The sequence below is a fragment of the Actinoplanes oryzae genome, assembly GCF_030757795.1.
GTDB lineage: Bacteria > Actinomycetota > Actinomycetes > Mycobacteriales > Micromonosporaceae > Actinoplanes.
The window spans coordinates 1-22,834 of the sequence record NZ_JAUQWH010000078.1 but is presented as its reverse complement, the minus strand read 5'-3'; the positions used below and the strand labels follow the sequence as shown (position 1 = coordinate 22,834).

Genomic DNA, 22,834 nt, shown 5'->3' with positions numbered 1-22,834 from the left:
GCGACACGGGAGCACGGAAGCCGACGGCGGGCGCGAGCGGCCCGCTGCCGGCATGAGCGCAGCACACCGGCGCCGGTGCCCCGGGTGACGCTGGTCAGCGACTGGCGCTGACCAACGGCCGGGATCCGGCGTCGGACGGATGCGGAGAACCGAGGATCGACTACGCGCAGACCATGATGCCCACGAGGGGAACCCGCGTGAGCATCATGGACCTACGGAACGACCGCGACACACGGGAGCACGCGGGAAGCCGCGTGCTCGGCGTTAGCGGGGTCGTCGATACGAGTCAGCGCCTCGGTGGCGAAGACCAGCGGTCCTGCTCGTCGTCCGCGTCGTCGTCATCGTCGTCGACGAACTCATCGTTGTCGTCGTCGAAGCGATGATCGGACTTCGTGGCACCCGCCAGTTCGCGCTGCAAGGCGGTGAGGTCGGTGTTCGGGGAGTGATACTTCAACTCCCGGGCCACCTTCGTCTGCTTGGCCTTAGCACGGCCGCGCCCCATGGCTCGACCCCCTCGCACAGAATTCGGGGCAGCCCGAAGGCGGGCCCCGATGACGTCAGGCATCTCTCGTGGGTCTTACGGTACATGGACGACGCCGCCTTCGGCACCTCGGGTTACGTGTACCACCGTCGCGCGTCGCGGCATGTCGCGGACCTGACGCGCGACGGCGTACAAAAGCCCCAAACGTCCGCCCTCCCGCAGGCCGCACCGGTAAAGGCAGGCTGCACTGGTAAAGGCAGGCTGCACCGGAAAGGACAGCCGCCCCCAGCGGTGGAGACAAGCCCGCACCGGTGAGGCGGGGCGGGGCGAAGGCCGGACTCACCCGAGGTAGATGCTCCGCAACCGGCCGACCTCGGCCATCCGCCGCTCGGCGAGCCGGTCCGCGGCCACCGCCGGCGGCACGCCCTCGTCCGCGGCAAGCCGCAGGATCTTGCCGGTCGTCTCGAAGATCTTGGTCGCGCGCAGCTTGGCCCGCTCGAAGTTGAAGCCCTCGATCTCGTCGGCCACCTGGATCACCCCGCCCGCGTTGACCACGTAGTCCGGCGTGTAGAGGATGCCGCGCTCCTCCAGCTGCTTCTCGATGCCGGGGTGGGCGAGCTGGTTGTTCGCCCCGCCGGTGACGACCTTGGCGCGCAGCGCGGCCACCGTGTCGTCGTTGAGGGCGCCGCCGAGGGCGCAGGGGGCGTAGACGTCGATGTCGCTGGTGACGAGCGCCTGGGTGTCCGCGACAAGATCGATTTGGGGGTACGTCGTCCGCGCCCACTCCAGCGCCGCCGCGCTCACGTCCGTGGCGACCACCGCGGCGCCGTCCTCGATCAGGTGACCCGCCAGGTACTTGCCGACCTTGCCCAGGCCCGCGATGCCGACCCGGCGTCCGGCGAGCGTCGGGCTGCCCCACGTGTGCTCGGCGGCGGCCCGCATGCCCTGGAAGACGCCCCACGCGGTGAGCACCGAGGAGTCGCCGGCGCCGCCGTGCTCGACGCTGCGCCCGGTCACGTACTTGGTCTCGCGCGCGATCACGTCCATGTCCGGCACGTACGTCCCGACGTCGCACGCGGTGTAGTAGCGGCCGCGCAGGGTCTCCACGAACCGCCCGTACGCCCGCAGCAGCGCCTCGGACTTGTCCAGCGCCGGGTCGCCCCAGATCACGGCCTTGCCGCCGCCCAGATCCAGCCCCGCCAGCGCGTTCTTGTACGCCATCCCGCGCGACAGATTCAGCGCGTCCGTGACGGCGGCCTCTTCGCTCTCGTACGGGTAGAACCTCGTCCCGCCCAGCGCGGGCCCGAGGGCCGTCGAGTAGATGCTGATGATCGCCCGCAGGCCGGTGTGCCGGTCCTGGCAGAAGACGACCTGCTCGTGCCCGGCGGCGTCCGGGCCGGCACTGCTTACGAACACGCCCATGACTGTTCTCTCCTGGTGGTCGGGTGTGCCGCCCTCGTGAGGCGGACGCGTGCGCCGGTGGGGTAACCGGACAAGACGCAGCCTAAGCCCGCGGCAATCCGGGGGCGCGGGAAGCCAACCACGGCCGTTTTCGTGAAAGGATCGCGCCGTGCCGTCCTTGTTCGCGTCGTACCTGCGTGTTTACGAGCCGCTGACCGCCTTCGACCGGGAGCGCCAGGTTTTCTGGCGGCGTTACGTCCGCGAGGGCCGGGCGCTGGGCCCCCTCGAGGGCCCGGTCAAACAGCGCACCGCCGTCCTCGAGGCGCTCGGCGCCGGCTGGACCCGGCTGCCCGACCTGCCCGACGAGGCGTACGCGCTGGAGTGGGGCGACACCCTGCTGGTCTGCCCCTGGAACCTGCGTCTCCGGGTGGCCGAGGCGGCCCTCAACGCCCGGGACGGCGTGCCCACCGTGCTGGCCGACGCCTTCGTGCCGCCGGTGCTGGCGGGCCAGGCCAAGGCGGTGGTGGACGACTGGCGCAGCGGGGCCAAGGTGCTCGAGCAGGGGGTGCCGCGCGTGCACGAGCAGGTCGCCACGTGGGGCGTGCCGCTGCGGTGGTTCGTGTTCGTGGACCTGGAGGAGCGGGAGATCGATCTCGGGGACGGCCGGCGGGTGCTGCGCTACCGCACCGAGATCTCCAAGGCGCGCCGCCGGGCGCACCGCGGGGTGTCGGTGCTGCGCAAGTCGCTGGGCGACGCCCCGATCACCGAGGCGGTGGAGGAGGGCACGCGGTGGCTGGAGGAGTTCCACCCGCGCTCGGTGGTCGAGCTCGACTACGGCGGCCTGACCGGGTTGCTCGGCGACGACGACCTTCAGGGTGACGATTCACCCGGACTGGTGGCTGCCGGCCTGTCGGCACTCTCCCGTGGCGACGCCGATGCGGCCACGGAGGCGTACGAGAAGATCGTCGCGAGGTGGCGCGCGGTCCAGTTGCTCGAGCGTTGCAACTGACGCCCGTCAATAACTCCGTGACCTGGTAAAAGGGGCTCGACAGGGGTCGCTGAGGCGAATACTCTTCGTAATCAGCGCTCCGCGAAGCGTGATTTTCGGTCCAAACGAGACACTTTCTGGCGTAGAAAATCGGTTTAAATCGGTCTTGCTTCCACCATCTATCTAGGGACGATCGGCCGTTCGGCCCATGTCGGACATCGGGGACTAGCCGGACCATGGGAGACGCACCGGCCGGCGGGACCCCGGCCGATGTCTTTAGGTACCTGTGGAGGAGTGACCGATGGCATCGCGTACGCACGATCCTGAGCCGCTACTAACGCCGGCCGAGGTGGCGTCGATGTTCCGTGTCGACCCGAAGACCGTCACCCGGTGGGCCAAGGCGGGCAAGCTCAGCGCAATTCGCACGCTGGGCGGACACCGTCGCTACCGGGAGTCGGAGGTTCGCGCCCTGCTGCAGGGGCAGATCCCCGCGCAGCGTCAGGGCGACTGAACGGACCGCAGTCGACCGAGGACCGTTTGAGGGGCGAGCGCCGGGGAAGGCGATCGCCCCTTGATCGTTTCATGAGACCAGGACCGCGGTCGTGCCGTCCGCACCGCGGCGCAGCCGGCTTCCGGTCAGGGTGAGCCACCCCGCCAGGCCGTACTTGCGCTTGATGGCGCTCTTGATCCGGTCCAGGTCCGCGCGGTCGCCGATCCGCGCGCTCGCCTCCAGGGACTCACCGCTGGGATTGCCCCGCATGTCGCACGCGGCCAGCGTCACCCGCCCGTTGTTGCGGATGCGTTTGAGCTTGGCGGCCTCGTTGAACGTCCAGAACGCGAGCCCGCCGCCGTCCGGCACCACCCACACCGGGGTGGCCACCGCACGGCCGTCCTTGCGATAGGTCGTCACCAGGACGTACTTCTCCGCGCCGAGTTGCTCGAGCGTCGCCATGTCATAAGAGTAGTGACAATGGACGAGCCTGAGCCCGGCGATGTTTTCGGCGAGTTGATCAAAGATGCATGGGCCGTTCGGACGGGTGTCGGTCCTCGCCCTCTGGCCGGCGGACGTGTACCCCGGCCGGTGATCGAGGTCATCGAGCGCGACGACGGACTGATCAACGGCGCCCCCGCCGACCACTATCTCGGCGAGCCCGCGGAGTGGCAGCCGCACGACCACCGCGCCCTCCGGCTGTGCCGCGGCGCCGTGCTCGACATCGGCTGCGGCGCCGGGCGTACGGCCCTCGAGCTGCAACGCCGCAGCATGGCGGTGACCGGCCTCGACGTGTCGCCGGGCGCCATCGAGGTCGCCCGCAAGCGGGGGCTGCGCGACACCGTCGTCGCGACGGTCGGCGACTTCACGCGCAGCGCGACCCGCTATGACACCTTCCTGCTGCTCGGCAACAACCTCGGGCTGCTCGGCGGCCGGGAGCAGGCGCCGGGCTTCCTCGCGTCGCTCGCCCAGCTGGCCAGGCCGGGCGCCCGGATCGTCGCGCAGGGCACGGATCCCTACGGCACGACCGACCCCGTGCACGTGGCCTATCACCAGCGCAACCGCGACCGCGGCCGGCTCGGCGGCCAGCTGCGGCTCCGGCTGCGCTACCGGCGCCTCGCCACGGACTGGTTCGACTACCTGAACTGCTCGGTGCCGGAGCTGGAGGAGCTTCTGGAGGGCACGGCCTGGCGGCTCAAATCTGTCGACGTCCAGGACCGCCCCTACTACCTTGCGGTCATGGAGCTGACCCCTTGACCAATGATCAGGTACGCATCAGCCGCCGCATCGCGATGGTGCTGCGGCACCGCCCCGAAAGCGCCGGCCTGACCCTGGACCCGCAGGGCTGGGTGCCCGTCACCGCCCTGCTCGCCGCCCTCCGCATCTCCCGCGCCACCCTCGACGCCGTGGTGGCCGGCAACGACAAGCAGCGGTTCGCCGTCGCCACCGGACCGGACGGCGTCGAGCGGATCCGGGCCAGCCAGGGCCACTCGCGCCGCGTCGAGGTGGATCTCGGGCTGCCGCCGGTGGATCCGCCGCCCGTGCTCTATCACGGCACCCCGCGGACGAACCTCGCCTCGATCCTGCGGGACGGGCTGCGACCGGGCAGCCGGCATCACGTACACCTGTCTCCTGATCTGCGGACCGCGACCATCGTCGGCAGCCGGCGTTCCACGGACGTGGTGATTCTGCGGGTCGACACGGCCGCCATGGCCGCGGCGGGACATGTGTTCCACCGCAGCGAGAACGGCGTCTGGCTGACCGCCGCGGTGCCACCGTTGTTCCTTATCGAACATTCGGAGTAAACGGACAAAAGCAACGCCTCGGTGAGGAAGCCGCCACCGCCCGTTAGCGTATGGGCATGGGGAGGGTTACTCGGCGTCAGCTGACGAACCTTCTCGGTGCGTGCGGGGTGGTCGTCACGCTCGGCGGTCTGTCCTTCGGGCTCCCCGCGCTCAACCACGCCCTCCCCGCCGACCGGCCGGTGCCCACCGACCGGCCGTACGACATCGGAGGTGGCGTGAGCGTCGTCCCGCCGCCCGGTGCGCGCATCGACGTCACCGACACGCGGCCCGGTGAGGACTCCGGCACCGTGCTGTTCCGGGTCGGTGCGGTCCGCTATCTCATCAGCGTCCAGCCCTTCGAGGGCTCGCTGAGCGCGGCCGTCGACCGGCTGCGCCGGCGCATCACCGGCAACTCCGGCTATCAGGTCACCGGCACCGAGCTGTCCGTCGCGACCACGGGCGGCCTGCAGGGTGTCCAGGGCGGCTTCAGCGGCCCGGGCCGGGGCGGCCGCTATGTGGTCTTCGTCGCCGACAGCCGCACCATCGAGGTCACCGTGAGCGGCGCCGATCTCGACCTCGGCCGGATCCTGCCGGCCATCAACCGCAGCACTGCCACCCTCCGGTACGCCCCGGAGCCCACCGGATGACCGCGGAGCCCCGATTGCGCAGTGACCGGAGTGCCCCTGTGCAGCCGGGAGCCGCGCCCGACGGGAGGCTGCCCGGCCTGCCCGCCTTCTGGATCGTGCTCGCCCTGCTGGCCGCCGGCGCCGTCCGGATGGCCATGATCATCACTGGCTACGTCCGCGAGTACCCCGTGGCGCTGCTCACCTCGGCGGCGCTCTTCGCCCTGCTCGCCGTGCCGTTCTGGTTCGTCGTCTCGGAGCTGGACTTCCTGGAGCGGGAACCCCCGTCGCTGCTGCTCATCGCGTTCGGCTGGGGCGGCCTCGTGGCGACCTCCGCGTCGATCCCGGCCAGCGGCGCCCTCGACGACATCATCGCCAAGCTCGGCTCGCCCCACCTCGCCGCCGACTGGGGTGTGGCGCTCGCCGGCCCCACGGTCGAGGAGATAGCCAAGGCGCTCGGCGTCGTCGCGATCGTGCTCATCGCCCGCCACCAGATCAACAGCGTGCTGGACGGCGTCGTCTACGGCGCGACGGTCGGCCTGGGCTTCCAGATCATCGAAGACATTGTGTACGCGATGGGAGCTGTCGCCCTTGCGGGCCAGGGCGACACCGTCGAGCCGGTCGTCACCACTTTTCTGCTGCGCGGCTTCGTCTCCGGCGTGTGGAGTCACACCCTGTTCACCGCGCTCGCCGGTGCGGGGATCGGCTACCTCGTCGTACGGGGAGAACGGTCATTCCGCACCCGCCTCGGCGCCGCCGCGCTGGCCCTCTTCGCCGCTTGGGCGTCACACGTCCTGTGGAACTCGCCGCTGCTCCGGGACGGCCTGGGCAACGGCGCGGTGGCCCTGCTCGCGGTGCTCGTGCTCAAGGGGCTGCCGCCGCTGGTGCTCATCTGGCTGCTGGTGCGGTCGGCGCACGACCGGGAGGCCGACTACTACGCCGAACAGCTCGCCAAGCTGGACGACGCCGAACTCATCACGCCCGCGGAACGTCAGGCGCTCAAGGCCGGGTCGCGACGGGCCAGCGCCCGGGCCCACGCGCGGGCCCGGGCCGGCTGGCGGGCCCGGGCGGCCGTGCGCCGGCTGCAGCGCGCCCAGGCCCGGCTGGCGGTCGAGCTGAGCCGCGGGACGCCGGACCTGAGCCGCTGGAGCCACGAGATCCGCCGGCAGCGCCGGGTGCTCAACCGGCTGGGACATCCCGAGGCGGTCGCGCCGGACGGGAAGGGGCCCTGGCGGCGTACGGCATCGGGGATCTTCTCCACCGCGCTGGCGCTCGCCGTGCTCTGGGCCGTGGTCAGCACCCTCGGCGGGGGTTGATCCCTCAGATCGTGGGCGGCAGGCCGCCGTCGCCGTCGACCACCTGGGTCGGGTTGTTGTTCTGGTCGAGGTCCACCATCGTGATGTCGACCAGCCCGTCGCCGTCGGTGTCGAACTGGAAGAGGTCCGCCTTGCCGTCGCCGTCGGTGTCGGCCACCCACATGTCCGGCTTGCCGTCGCCGTTGGTGTCGCTGGCGATCAGGTCCACGCGGTCGTTCCCGCGCGTCTCGACGGTCTCCTGGGGCTCGGTCATCGGTGTCTCCTCGTCCGCTGGGGGTCGGTCGGTAACAACGTAGGACTCGGTCTCCACCCGAGCTCGCCGGGAAACCCCGTTTCGCCGGTAACGTTGCCGACCGTGGACACGGACGCATTGATCAGCGGCACGCTCGGCGAGCGGCTGGGCATCGAGATCACGGAGGCCACCCCGGAGCGGGTGGTGGGGACGATGCCGGTGGAGGGCAACACCCAGCCGTACGGGCTGCTGCACGGCGGCGCCTCCTGCGTGCTCGCCGAGACGCTCGGATCGGTCGGGGCCGCCCTGCACGGGGCGACCGTGGACCGGCCGTTCGCCGTGGGTGTCGACATCAACGCGACGCACCACAAGGCCGTCCGGCACGGCGTGGTGACCGGCGTCGCGACGCCCCTGCACCGCGGCCGGACGGCGGTCACCTATGAGATCGTCATCACCGACGAGGAGGACGCGCGCGTGTGCACCGCTCGGATCACATGCCTCCTTCGTGGCGCGTGAGCCTCTCCAGCGGCGTTTCTTGACGGATCCGCGTACCTTTCTTGACGTGACCGACGTACCACAGCACGCATTGGACGACGCTGCGCAGGTGTTGCAATGCGCGCTCAGCGGCGACAGTGACGCCGTGGTCGGCACCTTCGACGCGGTCGTCGACCGCTCGGGGGTCGTGGGCGCCTGGGACGTGGCCTGGTGCCTGGCCGCGACCATGGTCGGGCAGCACATCCGGCCCGGCGGACCCTGGACCCTCGACTTCCCCGGCATCGACGACGCTCGCTACGACAAGCGGTGGGTGGCCCGCTTCGTCAGCGCCTACGTCAACGGCGACGTCCCGACCGGCGAGGCGCTCTTCGGGGCCGCCATCGCCGACGGGCAGCTGCCGGAGTGCCTGCTCGCGCTCGCCGGCTCGACCGTGGCGACGTTGCGCCACCGCGCCGCCTGATGCTGGTCCTCGTCGACCTGGACAACACCCTCGTCGACCGTACGGGCTCCTTCCGCCGCTGGGCCCTCGACTGGATCCCGGCGCACGGCGGCGCCGCGGTCGACGTGGCCTGGACGATCGAGGCGGACAACGACGGCTACGAACCGCGCCCGCGCCTCGCCGCCCAGCTCGCCGAGCGGCTCGGCCTGCCCGTCCAGCACCTTCTGGAGGAGCTGCAGCTCGGCGTGGTTGCGCACCTCGACCCCGACCCCGCGGTCGCCGCGGTGCTCCAGGAGGCGGTCGCCGCCGGGTGGTCGCCGGTCGTCGTCACCAACGGTTCCGTACGCCAGCAGGAGGCGAAGCTGCGTCGTACCGGCCTGGACAAGCTCGTGGCGGGCTGGGTCGTCTCCGAGGGCGTGGGCGTGCGCAAGCCCGACCGTCGCATCTTCGACCTGGGCGCCGAGGCCGCCGGCCTTCCCTCGGCCGCCGGCGGCTGGATGATCGGGGACAACCCCGCGGACGACATCGCCGGCGCCGCCGCGGCCGGCCTTCGCACCGTCTGGCTGCACCGCGGTCGCCAGTGGCCTTCCTCTCTCGCCGTGGAACCCACGCGCACGGCCGACGACTTCCCGAGCGCCCTGCGCGGGATCCTGGGCTCCTGATCTCTCCCGTCGGAGCCGCCGGCTCTGCTCCTCGATCACAACCTTCGGCTACCAGACAGTGATCGTTTCCGGGGCGGCTGCGCCGAACTTCTGAGCGTCAGCACCGCTCGGAGGGGAACGCATCATGGGGAATCGCGCACGCAAGCTCGGCTTCGCGGCCATGACCGCCGCCCTGGGCGCGAGCCTGCTCGCCGGCGTCAACGCCTCGATCCCCGCCGCCGCCGCACCGGCCCCCGCCACCGCGTTCGTCGCCACGAAGGTCATGCCGCTCGGGGACTCGATCACCCGCGGCGTCGGCTCGCCCACCCTCTCCTCCTACCGGACGAGCCTCGAGCAGCGCCTCATCCGCGGCGGGCTGGAGATCAACTACGTCGGCTCGCAGACCAACGGCACCGGCGGCGACAACCAGCACGAGGGACACGGCGGCTGGACGATCGACGAGCTCTCCGCCCGTCTCGACGGCTGGCTGGCGACCTACGAGCCCGACGTGGTGCTCGTGCACGCGGGCACCAACAACATCACGCTCGGCGACGGCCCGTACACCACGGCTCGCAAGCTCTCCGGCATGCTCGACCAGATCCGCCAGGCCCGCCCCGGCGCGCAGATCTTCGTCGCCCAGATCGCCACGTCCCGGGTGCCGCGCGAGGCCGCCGCCGACCGCATCTACAACCGGCTGATCCCGGCCATGGTCGCGCGGAAGCAGGACGGCAACATCACGGTCGTCGACCAGTCCACGGTCTCCGGCATCGACCTGCACGACCTGCGCCACCCGAACGACTTCGGCTACTCGAAGATGGCCTGGAACTGGTACCGCGCGATGTCCCTCGTGTACGGGCTGTCGGGCTACACCGGCGCGAACCCGTACCAGGCGACCCGCGCCCGCCGATGCCTGGCCGCGAAGGTCCGCGTGGGCGGCGTCGTCCGCCACCAGACCGAGTGCCGCGACTGGACGCTGCGCACTACGACCGTACGCACCAACGGCATCGAGCGGCGCGTCCGGATCTGGCAGACGCTGCGGGAGGACCGGCAGACCTACCGGGTACGCGCGGCCGGCGGCTGGATGACGCGCACGCGCGTGGTGCGCCGCTGGACCGGGCCGGGCAACCTGCTCAACGTCTGACCCCGTGGCTTCTCGCTGGGGTGCCGTGGCTTCCCGCTAGGGTGCCGGGGCTTCCGCTAGGGTGCCGGGCTTCCCGCTAGGGTGCCGGGTCGAAGAGGTCGAGCACGCCGGAGACGTCGAGCACGCGGTGGACGATGCCCGTGGCGTTGGAGATCGTCATCGGCACGCCCGCCTCCCGCCCGGCCAGCAGCCCGTCGATCAGCGCGCCCACGGCCTCGCTGTCGATGAAGGCCGTCTCGCCGAGGTCGATGACGATCCCGGCGGACCCGCCGTCCCGCACGGCCCGCAACAACTCGGACCGCACGTCGTCGCGGGCGTTGATGTCGAGATCACCGGAGAGCCGGATGTGACCGGCTTGCCGGGAGATCTGATAGGTAGGCTCGGTCACGTACACCTTCTGACATGGGCAGGGGGGCCTGGCCCGGACAGCCCTCGATGATCGCGATCATAGATCAGCCCGCACGGGGAACTCCGCCCACACATGCTTGGTGTCATCGTCGAGATACCAGCCCATGTCCAGCGAGAATTGCCGCGCCAGCTGCAGCCCGAGCCCGCCCCGCCCGAGCGCCCGATCCTCGGCCACCTCCGGCACCGCCTCCGGCGCATGGTCGACGACATCGAGCACAAAAGTGTCCCCGGCCCGGCCCAGCCGCACAATCGTCGGCGGCAACCCGTGCCGGAGCGCGTTGGTGGCCAACTCGGTGGCCACAAGCACAACCTTCTCCGGTATCTCGTCCAGCGCTGCCCCCGCCGGCAGCACCTTCCCCGTGAGCGCCTCGTGCAACGACGCCCGCAGCAGCTTGAGCTGCGCGGCGCTGTCCAGCACCCACCTGCTGACCTCGGTCATAGCGGGCGGCGTCTGCGCAGCGAGGTACGTCATGGTCCCCATATGCCCCCCACACCGGTCGATCATGCGGCCCTTCCCCCTCTCGGACCAGCCGCTCCCCGCCGCCGCCCGGACCCGCCCCTCCTTGCCGCTGGCCTTCCCCCGCCGCCCGGCCTTCGCGCTTTCCGTGCTCGGGTTCGCCTCCGCGTGCTCGCCGCATTTCCACCGGCCACTTCTTTAGCCGCACTACAACCCACAAGTGTCTGAGCGTCGCCGGACAGTAGGACCGCTCCACCAGCGACCTGCCCCGGCGCGGGCATCTGACCGAACCTGCCCGACGACCATCCGGACCGGCCGGCCGGCGCACGCCTGGACCAAGCCGGTGCCGACCGCGCCGCGCTCCGTCCCGCATGCCCAGCCAAGTCGATGCCGCCCCTGCCGCCCATGTGCGGAGCGAATCAAGTGTCGAGCCCGCCCCTGCCGCGCACGTGGTGCCGAATCTGTATCGACCAGGTCTGTGTCGCGCACGTGGTGCCGAGTCGGTGTCGACCAGATCTGTGCCGCGCACGTGGTGGGGCGAATCGGTGTCGAGCCTGCCGTGCCGCGCACGTGGGGGAGCGATTCGATGTCGGCCAGGTCGGTGTCGCGCTCGGTCCGTGTCGCGCTCGGTCCGTGTCGCGCTCGGTCCGTGTCGCGCTCGGTCCGTGTCGCGCTCGGTCTCGGGAAAGCAAAACGCCCACCCGGCGTTTCCGCGAGTGGGCGATGCTCAAAGCCCGGCGAGAGGCTTGGTGGCCAGGGGCGGGGTCGAACCGCCGACCTTCCGATTTTCAGTCGGACGCTCGTACCAACTGAGCTACCTGGCCGTTGCCGCCGATGATGCTGACGACTGGGCACTGGCGGTCCTGACGGGACTTGAACCCGCGACCTCCGCCTTGACAGGGCGGCGAGCACTCCAACTGCTCCACAGGACCTTGCTGGTGTTGCTGTCTTGCCGGTGTTGCTCACTCATTCTTACATGAGCGCTTTCTTGCTCTCGCACCGACCTAGGTCGGCCCGTACCCCCAACGGGATTCGAACCCGTGCTACCGCCTTGAAAGGGCGGCGTCCTAGGCCACTAGACGATGAGGGCAACTCCGCAATCATTGCACATCGGCAATTCCTGCGGTGTGGCCCCAACCGGCGGCCCCGCTTGAGGCTTGGAAAGCATACGTGATGGCGGGACCCTCGGCCAAATCGGTATCCCCCTCCCGGCGACGCGTCTCTGACCAGCGCAAACAGCCGCCCCCGCGGATTCGGCGGCCCGGAGGTGTGCCGAGCGCCACTCCAAGCCTTCCGTCGACGAGCCCACGACCTCGCCGAGATTCGGCCCCCAACGCCCGACGCTGACAGCACGCGACCAGCCGAGAGCGCCCAGGTACGACGCGAGACATCCGTCGGGCTGCCCGAGCGGCCGCCCGACAAGCGACTCAGAGCCCCGTCTCACCCGTTTGCCGACTACCGCCCCGGGTACTGGCCACCCGCGGTGCTGCGGCCTCCGCGACGCCACGATCGTCGGCGGACTCGGGCGTCGCGGCGACGGCGATCATGCGCACCGCCTCCATCAGGCTTCCCGGCCGTACGATCCCTTCCGGCAGCCCCTCCGCCGGCCACCCCGGCCCCGCAGCGACACACAGCAGCGGACTGTGGGCGGCCGCCCGCAACCGATGCCACTGCTCCGGGTCCCCCGTCGAGGACAGCTGGCTCCACAGCACCACGATGTCCGGCCCCGTGCGGTTGACCGCGTCGACGAGCGCCTGGGGCGGAACGCGACCGCCCAGCAGCCGGCTCGGCACGCCCCGCTCGGCCAGGCCCGCGGCGAGCGCCTCGAGCGGGAGGGTGTGCTGGTCCTCGTCGGCCGCGGCGAGGAGCACCCGGACCACCTCGTTGCCCGAGGGCCGCGCGACCGTGCTGAGCACCTCGGTGACCGTACGCGAAATCAGGTGCTCGACCTCGATGTAGCGCAACGTCGCCTCGTAGCGCTCGCCCACGCCGATCAGGACCGGCATGATCACGTCGTTCCAGGCGGCTACGACGCCGCGCTCCGCCACGGTCATCTCGAGGATCGTGCGCAGGGCGGCCGCGTCCAGCCGCATGGCAGCCCGGGCTACGCCGCGTGCGGTGGCCCCGGCGCGGCCTGTGCGGATGGTGTGGCCGCCGCCGTCACGCCCGGTGAGCGTCGCGAGATCCGCGATGTCCAGCCAGGACGTGTCGATGGCGTGCTGCAGGGGCGGCGGGGGGTCGGCCGGCCGCAAGTTGTCGGGTGTCGAGTGCCAGACGACGTCGATCATCGGCGCCTCCGGCGGATCCGTGCCTCCGGCGTCCGGCGCCGAGCCCGGCATCGGCGCACGTTTCGCCCACGCCGCGGCTTCCGCCGGCGCGACGCCCTGGGCCGTGAGCCGGCGCATCACCTCCAGCCGCTCGACGTCGTCGCGGGTGTAGCGCCGGTGCTGGCCGGGCACGTGATGGCTCGGCCCCAGCCCGTATCGCTGGTGCCATGTGCGCAGCGTGGTGACGGCGACGCCCAGCCTGCGCGCCACCGCCCCCGCTGTCAGGGCGTCATCGCCCACCTGACCGCTCCGCCGTGTCGTCGGGGTCGAGGTGGCGCTGGAGGGAGTCCGCCACGCCGCGCAGCCACGGCGCGTAAGCCCGCGGCTCCCGGGTGATCTGCGGCACCAGGTCGTCCAGGGCGACCCAGCGCAGGTCGGCCACCTCGTCCGGGTCGGCGGCCGGTGTCAGGCCCGCGGGGACGTCGCCGAGCAGCACGTGGTCGTACTCGTATTCCACGCGGCCGGTCTGCGGATCCTCCGCGTAGTACGAATAGACGCCCACCTCGGTCAGGGTCACGCCCGAGATGCCGACCTCCTCGGCGAGGCGCCGGACGGCGGCCACGGACGGTGACTCGCCGGGCGAGGGGTGACCGCAGCAGGTGTTGGCCCAGCGCAGCGGGAAGCGGGTCTTCACCGCGGCGCGCTGCTGGAGCAGGACCCGTCCCGACGGATCGCGAAGGAAGACGGAGAAGGCCCGGTGCAGCAGACCCGGAGCCACATGGGCGGCGCCGACGGTCGTCTGCCCGACGGCCAGGCCGTCCGGATCGACGAGCTCGACGAAGTCGCCCTCCCGCGTGGTCACGGGCTTCTCTCCTTCCGTGCGGCTCGTTGTCACGCCACCCTCCCCACCAAGCCGTCGGGCGCCGCGGCGGAACCGGTCACGCGGCTCGCTGCCAGCTTTCCGGAGATCAGCACCATCGGTACGCCCACACCGGGCTGTGTGCCCGACCCGGTGAAAACGACGTTGCCCAGGCTGGGGTGCAGGTTACTCGGGCGGAAGGGGCCGGTCTGAGCGAAGGTGTGCGCCGAGGCGAACGGGGTGCCGGCCGCCATGCCCTGGTCGGCCCAGTCGGCCGGGGTGATGATCCGCTCGACCTCGATCCCCTCGGAGAAGCCGATGTAGCCGCGGTCCTCCAGCGTGCGAACCAGCTCGTCCGCATACTTGCGGCCGAGCCCGCCGCGCCAGTCGAGCGGCGCGATGTCGAGATTGGGCGTCGGCGCGAGCACGTAGTAGGTCTGCCGGCCCGCCGGAGCCAGGCCGGGGTCCGAGTAGGTCGGGTTGGTGACCAGCAGTGAGGGGTCGCTCATCAGCTTGCCCTGCCGGATGACCTCGTCGAACGTGCCCTTCCACGCCGCTCCGAAGTGGATGTTGTGGTGGGCGATCTTCGAGTAGGTGCGGTCCGATCCGATGTGGAGCACGACACACGACGGCGAATACTTCAGCTTGCGCGGGCGCGCGGAGCCCGGGAGCAGATCGCGGTACGCCACGGGCAGGTCCGGGTTGAGGACGACGGCGTCGGCCGCGATGCGCTCGCCCGTGTCGGTGAGCACGGCGGTGGCCCGCCCGGCGGAGGTCTCGATCCCTGTGACGGTCGTCCCGTAGCGGAACTGCACGCCGTGCTTCTCCGCCGCGCCGGCCAGCCCCTTGGGCACGGCGTGCATGCCGCCCTTGGGGAAGTAGACGCCCGCGACCGAGTCGAGGTAGGCGATCACGGCGTAGATCGCGAGCGCGTCGTGCGGCGCCAGGCCCGCATACATGGCCTGGAAGGAGAAGATCCGGCGGGTACGCGGGTCGCGGAAGTACTGGTCGATCTTCGGCTGGAGCCGGCGGAAGCCGCCCAGGCCCAGCAGCTTGACCAGCTTGAGGTTGAGCAGGTCGATCGGGGTGTCGAGGTTGCGCCCGATGAAGTCCTCGCGCTCGAGCTGCCACAACTGCCGCGCGAAGTCGACGAAGCGCAGATAGCCGTCGGCCTCCCGCGGGCCGCAGACCCGGGAGATCTCGCCGGCCATGCGGACGGTGTCGGTGAGCACGTCGAGGGTCGAGCCGTCCGGATAGTACGCCCGGTAGGCCGGGTCGACCGGGGTCAGCTCGATCCAGTCGGCGAGCCGCTCGCCGACCGCGGCCAGGGGCTCCTCGATCAGCTCCGGCATGGTCAGGACGGTCGGGCCGGTGTCGAACTCGTAGCCGCCGACCGTGAGCCGGCCCGCCCGGCCGCCCGGGACGGCCTCCCGCTCGACGACGGTCACCTGCCGCCCGGCCGCGGCCAGGTGCAGGGCGCAGGCGAGCCCGCCCAGCCCGGCGCCGACCACCACCACGTGATCGGTTGGTCCCGTCACTTTCCGCACGTCACCAGCTCCAAAGAAGTTGTCGCAACGCCGGTGCGGGGGACGCGCCGGCGAGAAGGGAAGCAAGTGGGGAGAGAGAGTCCCGTCATCATGCCGGTCGATGCGTCGCAGTGACAGCAAGGTGCGTCAGGGCGACGCGGGCGTCCTCCTGCAGGGGCGCCTCCGCGAGAGCAGCGACGCCCTCCGCGACCCGCTCCTCGATCAGCGCCTCGAGCCGGGCCACCGCGCCGGTCTCGAGGATGATGTCCGCCTGCCGGGCGACGGCCGTCTCGTCGGCCTGCCGCTCGCGCGACCGGGGCGATCCGGCCGGGCCGGGCCCGCCGGAGCCGTCGGCGGGGATGACGGCTCCGGCGGGGTCGAGGGCCAGCTCGGCTCGCTGCGCGGGGGTAGCGAGCTGGCGAGCCAGCATGAGCAGGGCGGTGGGCTTGCCGGAGCGCAGGTCGTCGCCGGCCGGCTTGCCCGTGACGGCGGGGTCGCCGAAGACGCCGAGCAGGTCGTCGCGAAGCTGGAACGCCTCGCCGACCGCCAGGCCGTAACGGCTGTAGGCGTCGTCGATCGCGGCGGCCTCGGCCCGGGCGGGCCCGGCGAGCGCGAGCCCGAACTGCAGCGGGCGCTGCACTGTGTACGCCGCTGTCTTGTTCCGCGCCACGAGCAGCGCCCGATCGAGCGACCACTCGTCGGGCTGCGCCTCGCCCAGCACGTCGAGATATTGGCCGGCCACGGTCTCGACGCGCATGTGGTCGTAGCGCGCCCGCACCGCGAACAGGGTCGCTGTGGTCAGCGCGCTCTGCGCGATGAGCTGGTCGGCCCAGACGAGACAGAGGTCACCGACCAGGATCGCCGAGGTGGACCCGAAGCGGCCGGCGTCGCCGAGCCGGCCGGCGCTGTCGTGCTGCTCGGCGAAGAGGCGGTGGGCGGTCGGGCGCCCGCGCCGGGTGGCCGAGTCGTCCATCACGTCGTCGTGGACGAGGGCGAACGTGTGCATGAGCTCGAGGGCGGCCAGTGCGGGCAGGACCGGGCCGATCGGCTCGCGGTCGCCCACGACGCCGCGCCAGCCCCAGTGGGCGAAGGTCGGCCGGAGCCGCTTGCCGCCGGCCAGCACCAGGTCGCGGGTCGTGCGGGCGAAGCTGCCGAGCTCGGGATCCATGGCGTCGAGCGCGGCGATCTGGCGGGCGAGGAAGTCGGCCAGCGTCCCCTCGACGGCGCTCGCCAGCGCGTCGGCGGGCGTCGGCTGGTGAGGGAGGTCGCAGCGGGGGCGTCCCTCGAGGATGTCGTTGGCCATGCCGCGAGATTACCGTAGGCTGCGTGTTGCGTCGATTCGTGCGTCGATTCTTTTTGAGATGTTGAAGGAGGCCGGGGTGGAGACGGACCTTGCCGCTGCCTACGAGCGCAGCCGGCTGCTGCACCGCAGTCACGGTCGCACGTATTACCTGGCCACGCGCCTCTTACCCCGGTGGAAGAGACGTCATGTCCATGCGCTCTACGGATTCACCAGGTATGCCGACGAGATCGTCGACCGGGCGGGTGACCTTCCTCCCACCGAGCGCGCGGCCCAGCTCAACGAGTGGTCCGCCCAGTTCGTCGCGGGCCTGCGCGGGCAGCGGTCCGACGACCCGCTGCTGCCCGCGGTGCTGCACACGATCGCCGTCTTCGACCTGAGCGTGGACGATTTCGACGCGTTCCTGCGCAGCATGGCGATGGATCTCACCGTCACGTCCTACGCGACCTATGACGACCTGCTCGACTACATGGAGGGGTCGGCGGCCGTGATCGGCACGATGATGCTGCCGATCCTCGGGTCCCGCGATCCCGCGGCGGCGCGCGAGCCCGCCCGGCAGCTCGGCCTGGCGTTCCAGCTCACCAACTTCATCCGCGACGTCGCCGAGGATCTCGACCGCGGCCGGATCTACCTGCCCGAGGCACATCTCGCCGAGTTCGGTGTGACCCGCGCCGACCTGGAGCGGGCGCGCGCCGCCGGCCGGTCGACCCCGGCGATCAAGGCGCTGGTCAAGGCCGAGATCGCCCGCGCCGACGAGCACTATGCCCAGGCCGCGCCCGGCATCCCCATGCTCCAGCCCAGCTCCCAGGCCTGCATGCGGACGGCCTTCCATCTGTACGCGGGGATTCTCGACGAGGTCGTGGCAGCCGACTACGACGTGTTCGTCCGCCGGGCCACCGTGCCCAACCAACGGCGCGCCAAGGTCGCCGCCCGGTCGTTGCTGACCAAACCCGGCACGCCGGTGCCCGCCCTGGTGCGAGGCTGCTGACATGCGCACGGCCGTCGTCCTTCTCACGCGTGACCTGCGGGTCCACGACAATCCCGCGCTGGCCGCAGCCTGTGCCAATGCCGAGCGGGTCGTGCCCCTGTTCGTCCTCGATCCGCGGCTGGGGGAGCTCTCGCCCAACCGCAACCGCTTCCTCCACCAGAGCCTGGCCGACCTGCGGACGAGCCTGCGCGCGCTCGGCGGCGACCTGGTGCTGCGCCGCGGCGATCCCGTCGCCGAGACGATCAAGCTCGCCCGGGAGGTGTCCGCCGAGGGCATCGCGGTCGCCGAGGACGTCAGCACCTATGCGAGGCGGCGTGAGCAGCGGCTGCGCGAGGAGTGCGAGCGTCACCGCATCTCGCTGCGGCTCTTCACCAGCGTCACGGTCGTGGCCCCCGGCGAGCTGCGACCGGCCGGCGGCAGCTCCTACAAGGTGTTCTCGCCCTACTACCGGACATGGGAGACGGCGAAGTGGCGCGACGAGGTCGCCACTCCCGAGCGGATCACGCTGCCCGAGGGCATTACGACCGGGCGGATGCCGGCGCTGCCGCCGGGGGAGTCGCCGGCCGCACTCGACGGCGGGGAGACCGAGGGACGCCGCCGCCTCGACACGTGGCTGCGCCACCTGGGGCCGTACGACGAGTTGCACAACGACATGCCCGCCGACGGCACCTCGCGGCTGAGTGCGTACCTCCGCTTCGGTTGTCTTTCTCCGCTGGTCGTGGCGAACGCGGCGCGGGCGCAGGACGGCGCCGGACCCGCGGCGTTCGTGCGCCAGCTCAGCTGGCGTGACTTCTACTACCAGGTGACCAACGCGTTCCCGAAGATCTCGACGCAGCCCTACCGCGCATCGGGTGACACCGGCTGGCGCGCCGACGAGGAGGCGCTGCAGCACTGGAAGGACGGCTTGACCGGGGTGCCGGTCGTGGACGCCGGGATGCGGCAGATGCAGGCCGAGGGCTGGATGCACAACCGGGCGCGGCTCATCACGGCGAGCTTCCTCACCAAGCATCTCGGCCTCGACTGGCGCGACGGCGTGAAGTGGTTCTTCCGGTGGCTCAACGACGGTGACGTGGCCAACAATTCGGGCAACTGGCAGTGGGTGGCGGGCACGGGCAACGACACCAAGCCCTACCGGCGGTTCAATCCGATCCGTCAGGCCGAGCGCTTCGACCCCGCCGGCGAGTACGTTCGTCAGTACGTACCGGAGTTGAGGTCGATTCCGGGCAAGGCCGTGCACCAACCCTGGCGCCTGCCGGATACGGTGCGGTCAGGCCTGGACTATCCGGGTCCGCTGGAGTCGCATCGCGACGAGGCGGTCTGGTTGAGGCCATGAGATTTCCGCTCGGTCCGCTGGGCGGGAAGTGGGTCCTGCCGGCTTGTTGCGTTCGTCCGTTGATGGCCGGCAGGGCCCGCGACTTCCTGCCCAGGACGAGTCATGGGAAAACCTCTCCCATCTGGGCCGCCCGATCACTCCGTCAGCGCGCGCCAGCTGCCGTAACGATGCACCGCGATGCCGGCGAAAGCCGCCGTCCGGCGCGTCGCCGAGTCCACTTCGGCCAGCTCGCTCTGCAGGTGGGACGCGCCCTCCTCGGCAAAGGTGCACTGCGGGCAGTCCGCCAGCCGGTCCGTCTCCGCGCCCAGCCGCACCCGCTTGCCGACCGCCCTGCCCCGCGCCAGCCAGTCCTGACTGACGGCAAGGATCGAATTCGGACCGGTACCGCTGTCGCGATAGCTCATCACCGTGACCGCGTTCACCCGCTTGAGCACCTCGTCGGCGAGGTTGCGCCCCTTGACCCGATGCTCGCCGTACCAGAACGGCACATCGGCCTCGATCGGCAGCGCAGTCCCGGCCCGCACCTTGTCCAGCAGCGCCAGGTAGGACGTGGCGGTGCCCTCGAGGTTCTCGGACCACCCGGCGGTCAGGTAGGGCTCGACGTCCAGGTGGACGCCGGCGAAGATGCCGGTCGTCAGCACGGCGCGCAGCCACGCCAGGGCCGCCGCGTGATCGGTCACCCAGGCAGGGTCCCCGCCCAGGGCGCGCAGCTTGATCCGCTTGGCGTCCGCACGCTCCTTCATGTCCTGGAGCCGGGCCAGGTCACCGTTGGTGAGCACCGCGGGCGACACGTGCACGAAGATCTCCGACACCGCCTGCCGGGCCGCCCAGTCCACGACCTCGGCCGCCGGCTGGTCACCCCACAGCCACATGGCCCTGGTGCCGGCCGGTGCGGCGGTGAGACCGGCGCTGCCCGCGGACGATGCCACGGGCAGCGCCAGGGAGACGCCCATGAGGATGGCGGACACCAGCCCTGCCCGCCATCGCCCCCTCATGACCGCCCCCTCCTCGGTGTTTCCTCTTCCGCGGGGGTTCAGAATCGGTCACGTGGAGGACGGGATGAGAAGTCGCGGCTAGCCGGAAATCACCGACGTGACCGTCGTCCCGGCCGGCCCGGTGACGATGCGCACGTCGGACATGTTCCGGGCGATCCACAGGCCGCGGCCACCGGGCAGCGAGGGCGGCGGCAGAGTACGTCCGGCCTCCGGGTCCGTCAGCCCGGGGCCCGAGTCGGTGACCTCGCAATGGATCTCGTCGTCCCCGGCAATCCACAGCCTGATGCGTCCCGCGCCGCCGCCGTGGCGGACGGCATTGCTGCACAGCTCGTGGGCTATCAGCACGACCGTCTCGGCGGCCTGCTCACCGGCGACCTCGGTCACGTAAGTCGCCACGGCGGCGCGGAGTGCGTAGAGGTCACCGCCGTCGAAGGCACGCTCGAAGACCGGCGGCCGCGCGCCGGCCCGGGGACGACGCACCGGCTGGGCAGCCCGGGGCAGCGGATTCCGGGCGTTCCGGCCCGGCGCGGAGCCGGTCACGTCAGCGCTCACCGTGGCGTACCAGCATCCTCAGGGCGGGCACGTCGGCCGCACCGGCGACGGTCAGGGTGCGCTCGACAGGCTGCCCGCAAACCACCACCATCCGCCGCTGAGGAGGGAGGCCGGCCGCCGTACGCAGAATCACCGCCGCCGCTCCGGCGTCGATGAACCCCAGGCTGCTGAGGTTCAGGTGCACGTCCACATCCAGCCGTACGGCTTCGGCGAGCGCTTCGCTCAATGCCTGCGCGCTCGTGTAATCCAGCTCGCCCGCCACCCGTACGCCGGGAGGCACGTGCTGACGGCAGATCCGCAGGACCGGATCCTCGTGGTAGACCGTCGCCGCCACCCGCCGCGGGTGCACGCGGGCGGCATAGCCGAGCGTCACCGGGTCGAAGCTCTCCCGGTCGTACTCGCAGACGGCCGTGACCAGGCCGCCCTCGAAGAGCCGGCCGACCTCGTTCTCGAAGACCAGCAGCTGCTCGGCATTGACCTGAGGGCGCGCCGCCCAGCACATGTCGGCGGTGAACCGCAGGCCGGCGTGCCCCTGCCGCAGCGCGCTCTGCAGCTCACCCGCCAGCAGCTCGACCATCGTCGCCGCGTCCGGCCCGCTGCCGCCGCCCCACAACCGATCGCTGCGCAGCACGCTGAGCTCGGCGCCGGCATCAACCCCACGCTGTACGAACTCCGCGCGCAGATCGTCCACGTCGACCGCATCGGTGAAGCACAACACCCGCTCCCCGCGCCGCAGCCCCGCCGAGACGAACGCGGCCAGGATGTCGAGCCGCTCCTCCCCGTCGGAGAAGGTCAGGCACGCATGGTCACCCGGTGCGAGCCGGTCCACGGAGGTCGTGGCGGCCATCTGTCTCCCTCGGTTGTCAAGGCACGGTCAGTACCCTCGGTTCGACGCTTCCAAGCGGGGTACCACCACACCATGTTGCGCCAGACGATTACCCGGCTCGAGAAGTCCGCCGCCCTCGACCCCGTCAGTGACCGCCTGCAGGGAGCCGTGGAGAGTGCCGCGAAGCCCGGGCGGCTGCGCGACCTCCTGCACGGCACCGTGGTGGGCCACCCTGTCCATCCCGTGCTGGTCCAGGTGCCGGTCGGATCCTTCCTGAGCGCCGCGGTGCTCGACGTGGTGCCCGGTCAGCGCCGCGCCGCCACGCTGCTGATCGGCCTGGGTGTCGCCAGCACCGGACCGGCCATCGCGGCCGGCCTGGTCGACTGGGCCTCGCTTGCCAAGGACCAGCAGCGGGTCGGGCTCGTGCACGCCACCGCCAACACGGTGGCACTCGGCCTCTACGCCGGGTCACTCGCCGCGCGGTGGTCCGGGCGGTGGGGACTCGGCCGCTTCCTTGCGTACGCGGGCCTCTCCGTCGCGGGTGCTGGTGCGTACCTCGGTGGTCATCTGTCGTACAAGCAGGGGGCTGGGGTGAACCTCGCCTCGGCGGAACTGGTCCGCATGCCCGACGGCTGGACCGAGCTCGGCGCCGTGGCAGCACTGCCCGAGGGGCGTCCGGTCGTGCGGGAGGTCGAGGGCGTACGCGTCCTCCTGTACCGCCAGGGCGAAGAAGTCACCGCGATGATCGAGCAGTGCGGGCACCAGGGTGGGCCGCTCGGTGACGGCAAGGTCGAAGGGTCCGGTGCCGATGCCTGTGTCGTGTGCCCTTGGCACGGAAGCACGTTCCGGCTCGTCGACGGGACGGCCAAGCACGGACCCGCGGCGGCGGATCAGCCGCTCCTGAGGACCCGTGTGAACGCCGGCAAGCTGGCCGTCGCCCCGCGCTGATGGGTGTTTTGGCTGGTGGTGAGCGATGTGCTGCGGGACACGGCACCCCGATTTGGCGCCCGGGAAACAGCCGGGTAATGTTTTGCGAGCCGACAGGGAAACGGACGCCAGCAAGGCGGACGGCCTGTTGATTCGGCGGGGAGACGGACGCGACGCGGCCGTCCTGCCAAATCCTTCGACTTACGGGAACGTAGCGATGCTGCCCTGCGCAGCGCGCCCCGGGCCCGCAATGAAGGGTGCACTTGGTGCGAATGGCACGAACCGGGAGATACCGGTTGACAGGGCCAGGAAGACCGAGTAAAGTTGAGCGAGTGCCCCGGGGGCGGGCCGCGAGAGCGGAGCGC

The 22,834-nt window shown here is 71.2% G+C and carries 26 protein-coding genes and 3 tRNA genes; 13 read left to right on the top strand and 16 right to left on the bottom strand.

The window, feature by feature from the left end; all coding sequences use genetic code 11:
- Window positions 1-286 precede the first annotated feature (286 nt).
- Both RBH18_RS24065 and RBH18_RS24060 read right to left on the bottom strand, forming a co-directional pair.
- Window positions 287-502, bottom strand: coding sequence for a DUF3073 domain-containing protein (locus RBH18_RS24065; protein ID WP_306211562.1), 216 nt, complete (start codon window positions 500-502; stop codon window positions 287-289).
- Between the two features lie 318 nt (window positions 503-820).
- Window positions 821-1,903, bottom strand: coding sequence for a Glu/Leu/Phe/Val family dehydrogenase (locus tag RBH18_RS24060; protein WP_306211560.1), 1,083 nt, complete (start codon window positions 1,901-1,903; stop codon window positions 821-823).
- A gap of 148 nt (window positions 1,904-2,051) precedes the next feature.
- On the opposite strand from RBH18_RS24060, the gene RBH18_RS24055 reads away from it, so the two are divergent.
- Both RBH18_RS24055 and RBH18_RS24050 read left to right on the top strand, forming a co-directional pair.
- Window positions 2,052-2,891 (top strand): hypothetical protein, encoded by an 840-nt coding sequence (locus RBH18_RS24055; protein WP_305788613.1) that lies wholly within the window; start codon window positions 2,052-2,054, stop codon window positions 2,889-2,891.
- A gap of 280 nt (window positions 2,892-3,171) precedes the next feature.
- Window positions 3,172-3,381 carry a BldC family transcriptional regulator gene (locus tag RBH18_RS24050; protein WP_030438450.1) on the top strand — a complete coding sequence of 70 codons (210 nt, stop codon included), beginning with the start codon at window positions 3,172-3,174 and terminating at the stop codon, window positions 3,379-3,381.
- Between the two features lie 69 nt (window positions 3,382-3,450).
- Here RBH18_RS24050 and RBH18_RS24045 read toward each other — a convergent pair whose 3' ends face one another.
- Window positions 3,451-3,822 carry a PPOX class F420-dependent oxidoreductase gene (locus RBH18_RS24045; RefSeq protein ID WP_306211557.1) on the bottom strand — a complete coding sequence of 124 codons (372 nt, stop codon included), beginning with the start codon at window positions 3,820-3,822 and terminating at the stop codon, window positions 3,451-3,453.
- A gap of 18 nt (window positions 3,823-3,840) precedes the next feature.
- Here RBH18_RS24045 and RBH18_RS24040 point away from each other — a divergent pair, with 18 nt between their 5' ends.
- The 4 genes from RBH18_RS24040 to RBH18_RS24025 are packed head-to-tail and all read left to right on the top strand — an operon-like array spanning window position 3,841 to window position 7,083.
- Window positions 3,841-4,617: a class I SAM-dependent methyltransferase gene (locus RBH18_RS24040; RefSeq protein ID WP_306211555.1), complete on the top strand. Its 777-nt coding sequence runs from the start codon at window positions 3,841-3,843 to the stop codon at window positions 4,615-4,617.
- On the top strand, window positions 4,614-5,165 hold the full coding sequence (locus tag RBH18_RS24035) for an RNA 2'-phosphotransferase (RefSeq protein ID WP_306211553.1): 552 nt from the start codon (window positions 4,614-4,616) through the stop codon (window positions 5,163-5,165). Before RBH18_RS24040 ends, RBH18_RS24035 begins: the two co-directional genes overlap by 4 nt.
- A 56-nt stretch (window positions 5,166-5,221) precedes the next feature.
- Window positions 5,222-5,791: a hypothetical protein gene (locus RBH18_RS24030; RefSeq protein ID WP_306211551.1), complete on the top strand. Its 570-nt coding sequence runs from the start codon at window positions 5,222-5,224 to the stop codon at window positions 5,789-5,791.
- Window positions 5,792-5,829: 38 nt separating this feature from the next.
- Window positions 5,830-7,083, top strand: a complete 1,254-nt coding sequence (locus RBH18_RS24025; protein ID WP_306211549.1) for a PrsW family intramembrane metalloprotease — start codon at window positions 5,830-5,832, stop codon at window positions 7,081-7,083.
- Window positions 7,084-7,087: 4 nt separating this feature from the next.
- On the opposite strand, the gene RBH18_RS24020 is transcribed toward RBH18_RS24025, so the two are convergent.
- The gene (locus tag RBH18_RS24020) at window positions 7,088-7,336 is read right to left on the bottom strand and encodes a hypothetical protein (protein WP_306211547.1); all 249 of its coding nucleotides are present in this window, start codon (window positions 7,334-7,336) and stop codon (window positions 7,088-7,090) included.
- A gap of 102 nt (window positions 7,337-7,438) precedes the next feature.
- On the opposite strand from RBH18_RS24020, the gene RBH18_RS24015 reads away from it, so the two are divergent.
- From RBH18_RS24015 to RBH18_RS24000, 4 genes are all read left to right on the top strand, one after another.
- Window positions 7,439-7,831: a hotdog fold thioesterase gene (locus RBH18_RS24015; RefSeq protein WP_306211545.1), complete on the top strand. Its 393-nt coding sequence runs from the start codon at window positions 7,439-7,441 to the stop codon at window positions 7,829-7,831.
- Window positions 7,832-7,877: 46 nt separating this feature from the next.
- Window positions 7,878-8,270: a hypothetical protein gene (locus RBH18_RS24010; protein ID WP_306211543.1), complete on the top strand. Its 393-nt coding sequence runs from the start codon at window positions 7,878-7,880 to the stop codon at window positions 8,268-8,270.
- Complete coding sequence (locus tag RBH18_RS24005) at window positions 8,270-8,911, top strand: HAD family hydrolase (RefSeq protein ID WP_306211541.1); 642 nt, start codon at window positions 8,270-8,272, stop codon at window positions 8,909-8,911. The genes RBH18_RS24010 and RBH18_RS24005 overlap by 1 nt, the downstream gene beginning before the upstream one ends.
- 124 nt (window positions 8,912-9,035) lie before the next feature.
- Window positions 9,036-10,031 (top strand): SGNH/GDSL hydrolase family protein, encoded by a 996-nt coding sequence (locus RBH18_RS24000; protein WP_306211540.1) that lies wholly within the window; start codon window positions 9,036-9,038, stop codon window positions 10,029-10,031.
- Window positions 10,032-10,107: 76 nt separating this feature from the next.
- Here RBH18_RS24000 and RBH18_RS23995 read toward each other — a convergent pair whose 3' ends face one another.
- The 9 genes from RBH18_RS23995 to RBH18_RS23955 form a co-directional block, all read right to left on the bottom strand.
- A complete protein-coding gene (locus tag RBH18_RS23995) occupies window positions 10,108-10,419 on the bottom strand; it encodes an STAS domain-containing protein (RefSeq protein WP_306211538.1) in 312 nt (103 codons plus the stop codon).
- 57 nt (window positions 10,420-10,476) lie between these two features.
- Window positions 10,477-10,878 (bottom strand): ATP-binding protein, encoded by a 402-nt coding sequence (locus RBH18_RS23990; RefSeq protein WP_306211536.1) that lies wholly within the window; start codon window positions 10,876-10,878, stop codon window positions 10,477-10,479.
- A gap of 765 nt (window positions 10,879-11,643) precedes the next feature.
- Window positions 11,644-11,720, bottom strand: a tRNA-Phe gene (locus tag RBH18_RS23985).
- Window positions 11,721-11,751: 31 nt separating this feature from the next.
- Window positions 11,752-11,828 (bottom strand) — tRNA-Asp (locus RBH18_RS23980).
- A gap of 85 nt (window positions 11,829-11,913) precedes the next feature.
- Window positions 11,914-11,986: transfer RNA gene (locus RBH18_RS23975), tRNA-Glu, on the bottom strand.
- A gap of 337 nt (window positions 11,987-12,323) precedes the next feature.
- On the bottom strand, window positions 12,324-13,463 hold the full coding sequence (locus tag RBH18_RS23970) for a MerR family transcriptional regulator (RefSeq protein ID WP_306211534.1): 1,140 nt from the start codon (window positions 13,461-13,463) through the stop codon (window positions 12,324-12,326).
- The gene (gene idi / locus RBH18_RS23965) at window positions 13,453-14,025 is read right to left on the bottom strand and encodes an isopentenyl-diphosphate Delta-isomerase (RefSeq protein ID WP_306211532.1); all 573 of its coding nucleotides are present in this window, start codon (window positions 14,023-14,025) and stop codon (window positions 13,453-13,455) included. The genes RBH18_RS23970 and idi overlap by 11 nt, the downstream gene beginning before the upstream one ends.
- Window positions 14,026-14,054: 29 nt before the next feature.
- The gene (gene crtI, locus RBH18_RS23960; protein ID WP_306211530.1) at window positions 14,055-15,569 is read right to left on the bottom strand and encodes a phytoene desaturase family protein; all 1,515 of its coding nucleotides are present in this window, start codon (window positions 15,567-15,569) and stop codon (window positions 14,055-14,057) included.
- Window positions 15,570-15,657: 88 nt separating this feature from the next.
- On the bottom strand, window positions 15,658-16,851 hold the full coding sequence (locus RBH18_RS23955; protein WP_306211528.1) for a polyprenyl synthetase family protein: 1,194 nt from the start codon (window positions 16,849-16,851) through the stop codon (window positions 15,658-15,660).
- Between the two features lie 76 nt (window positions 16,852-16,927).
- Here RBH18_RS23955 and RBH18_RS23950 point away from each other — a divergent pair, with 76 nt between their 5' ends.
- Window positions 16,928-17,836, top strand: coding sequence for a phytoene/squalene synthase family protein (locus RBH18_RS23950; RefSeq protein WP_306211526.1), 909 nt, complete (start codon window positions 16,928-16,930; stop codon window positions 17,834-17,836).
- Between the two features lies 1 nt (window position 17,837).
- Window positions 17,838-19,169: a cryptochrome/photolyase family protein gene (locus RBH18_RS23945; protein ID WP_306211524.1), complete on the top strand. Its 1,332-nt coding sequence runs from the start codon at window positions 17,838-17,840 to the stop codon at window positions 19,167-19,169.
- Window positions 19,170-19,303: 134 nt separating this feature from the next.
- On the opposite strand, the gene RBH18_RS23940 is transcribed toward RBH18_RS23945, so the two are convergent.
- The 3 genes from RBH18_RS23940 to RBH18_RS23930 form a co-directional block, all read right to left on the bottom strand.
- On the bottom strand, window positions 19,304-20,137 hold the full coding sequence (locus tag RBH18_RS23940) for a hypothetical protein (protein WP_306211522.1): 834 nt from the start codon (window positions 20,135-20,137) through the stop codon (window positions 19,304-19,306).
- A gap of 105 nt (window positions 20,138-20,242) precedes the next feature.
- Window positions 20,243-20,716, bottom strand: a complete 474-nt coding sequence (locus RBH18_RS23935) for an ATP-binding protein (RefSeq protein ID WP_306211520.1) — start codon at window positions 20,714-20,716, stop codon at window positions 20,243-20,245.
- The gene (locus RBH18_RS23930) at window positions 20,706-21,563 is read right to left on the bottom strand and encodes an MEDS domain-containing protein (protein ID WP_306211518.1); all 858 of its coding nucleotides are present in this window, start codon (window positions 21,561-21,563) and stop codon (window positions 20,706-20,708) included. The genes RBH18_RS23935 and RBH18_RS23930 overlap by 11 nt, the downstream gene beginning before the upstream one ends.
- A gap of 72 nt (window positions 21,564-21,635) precedes the next feature.
- Between RBH18_RS23930 and RBH18_RS23925 the strand changes: the two genes are divergently transcribed.
- The gene (locus tag RBH18_RS23925) at window positions 21,636-22,490 is read left to right on the top strand and encodes a Rieske 2Fe-2S domain-containing protein (protein WP_306211516.1); all 855 of its coding nucleotides are present in this window, start codon (window positions 21,636-21,638) and stop codon (window positions 22,488-22,490) included.
- The last annotated feature ends 344 nt before the right edge of the window (window positions 22,491-22,834 follow it).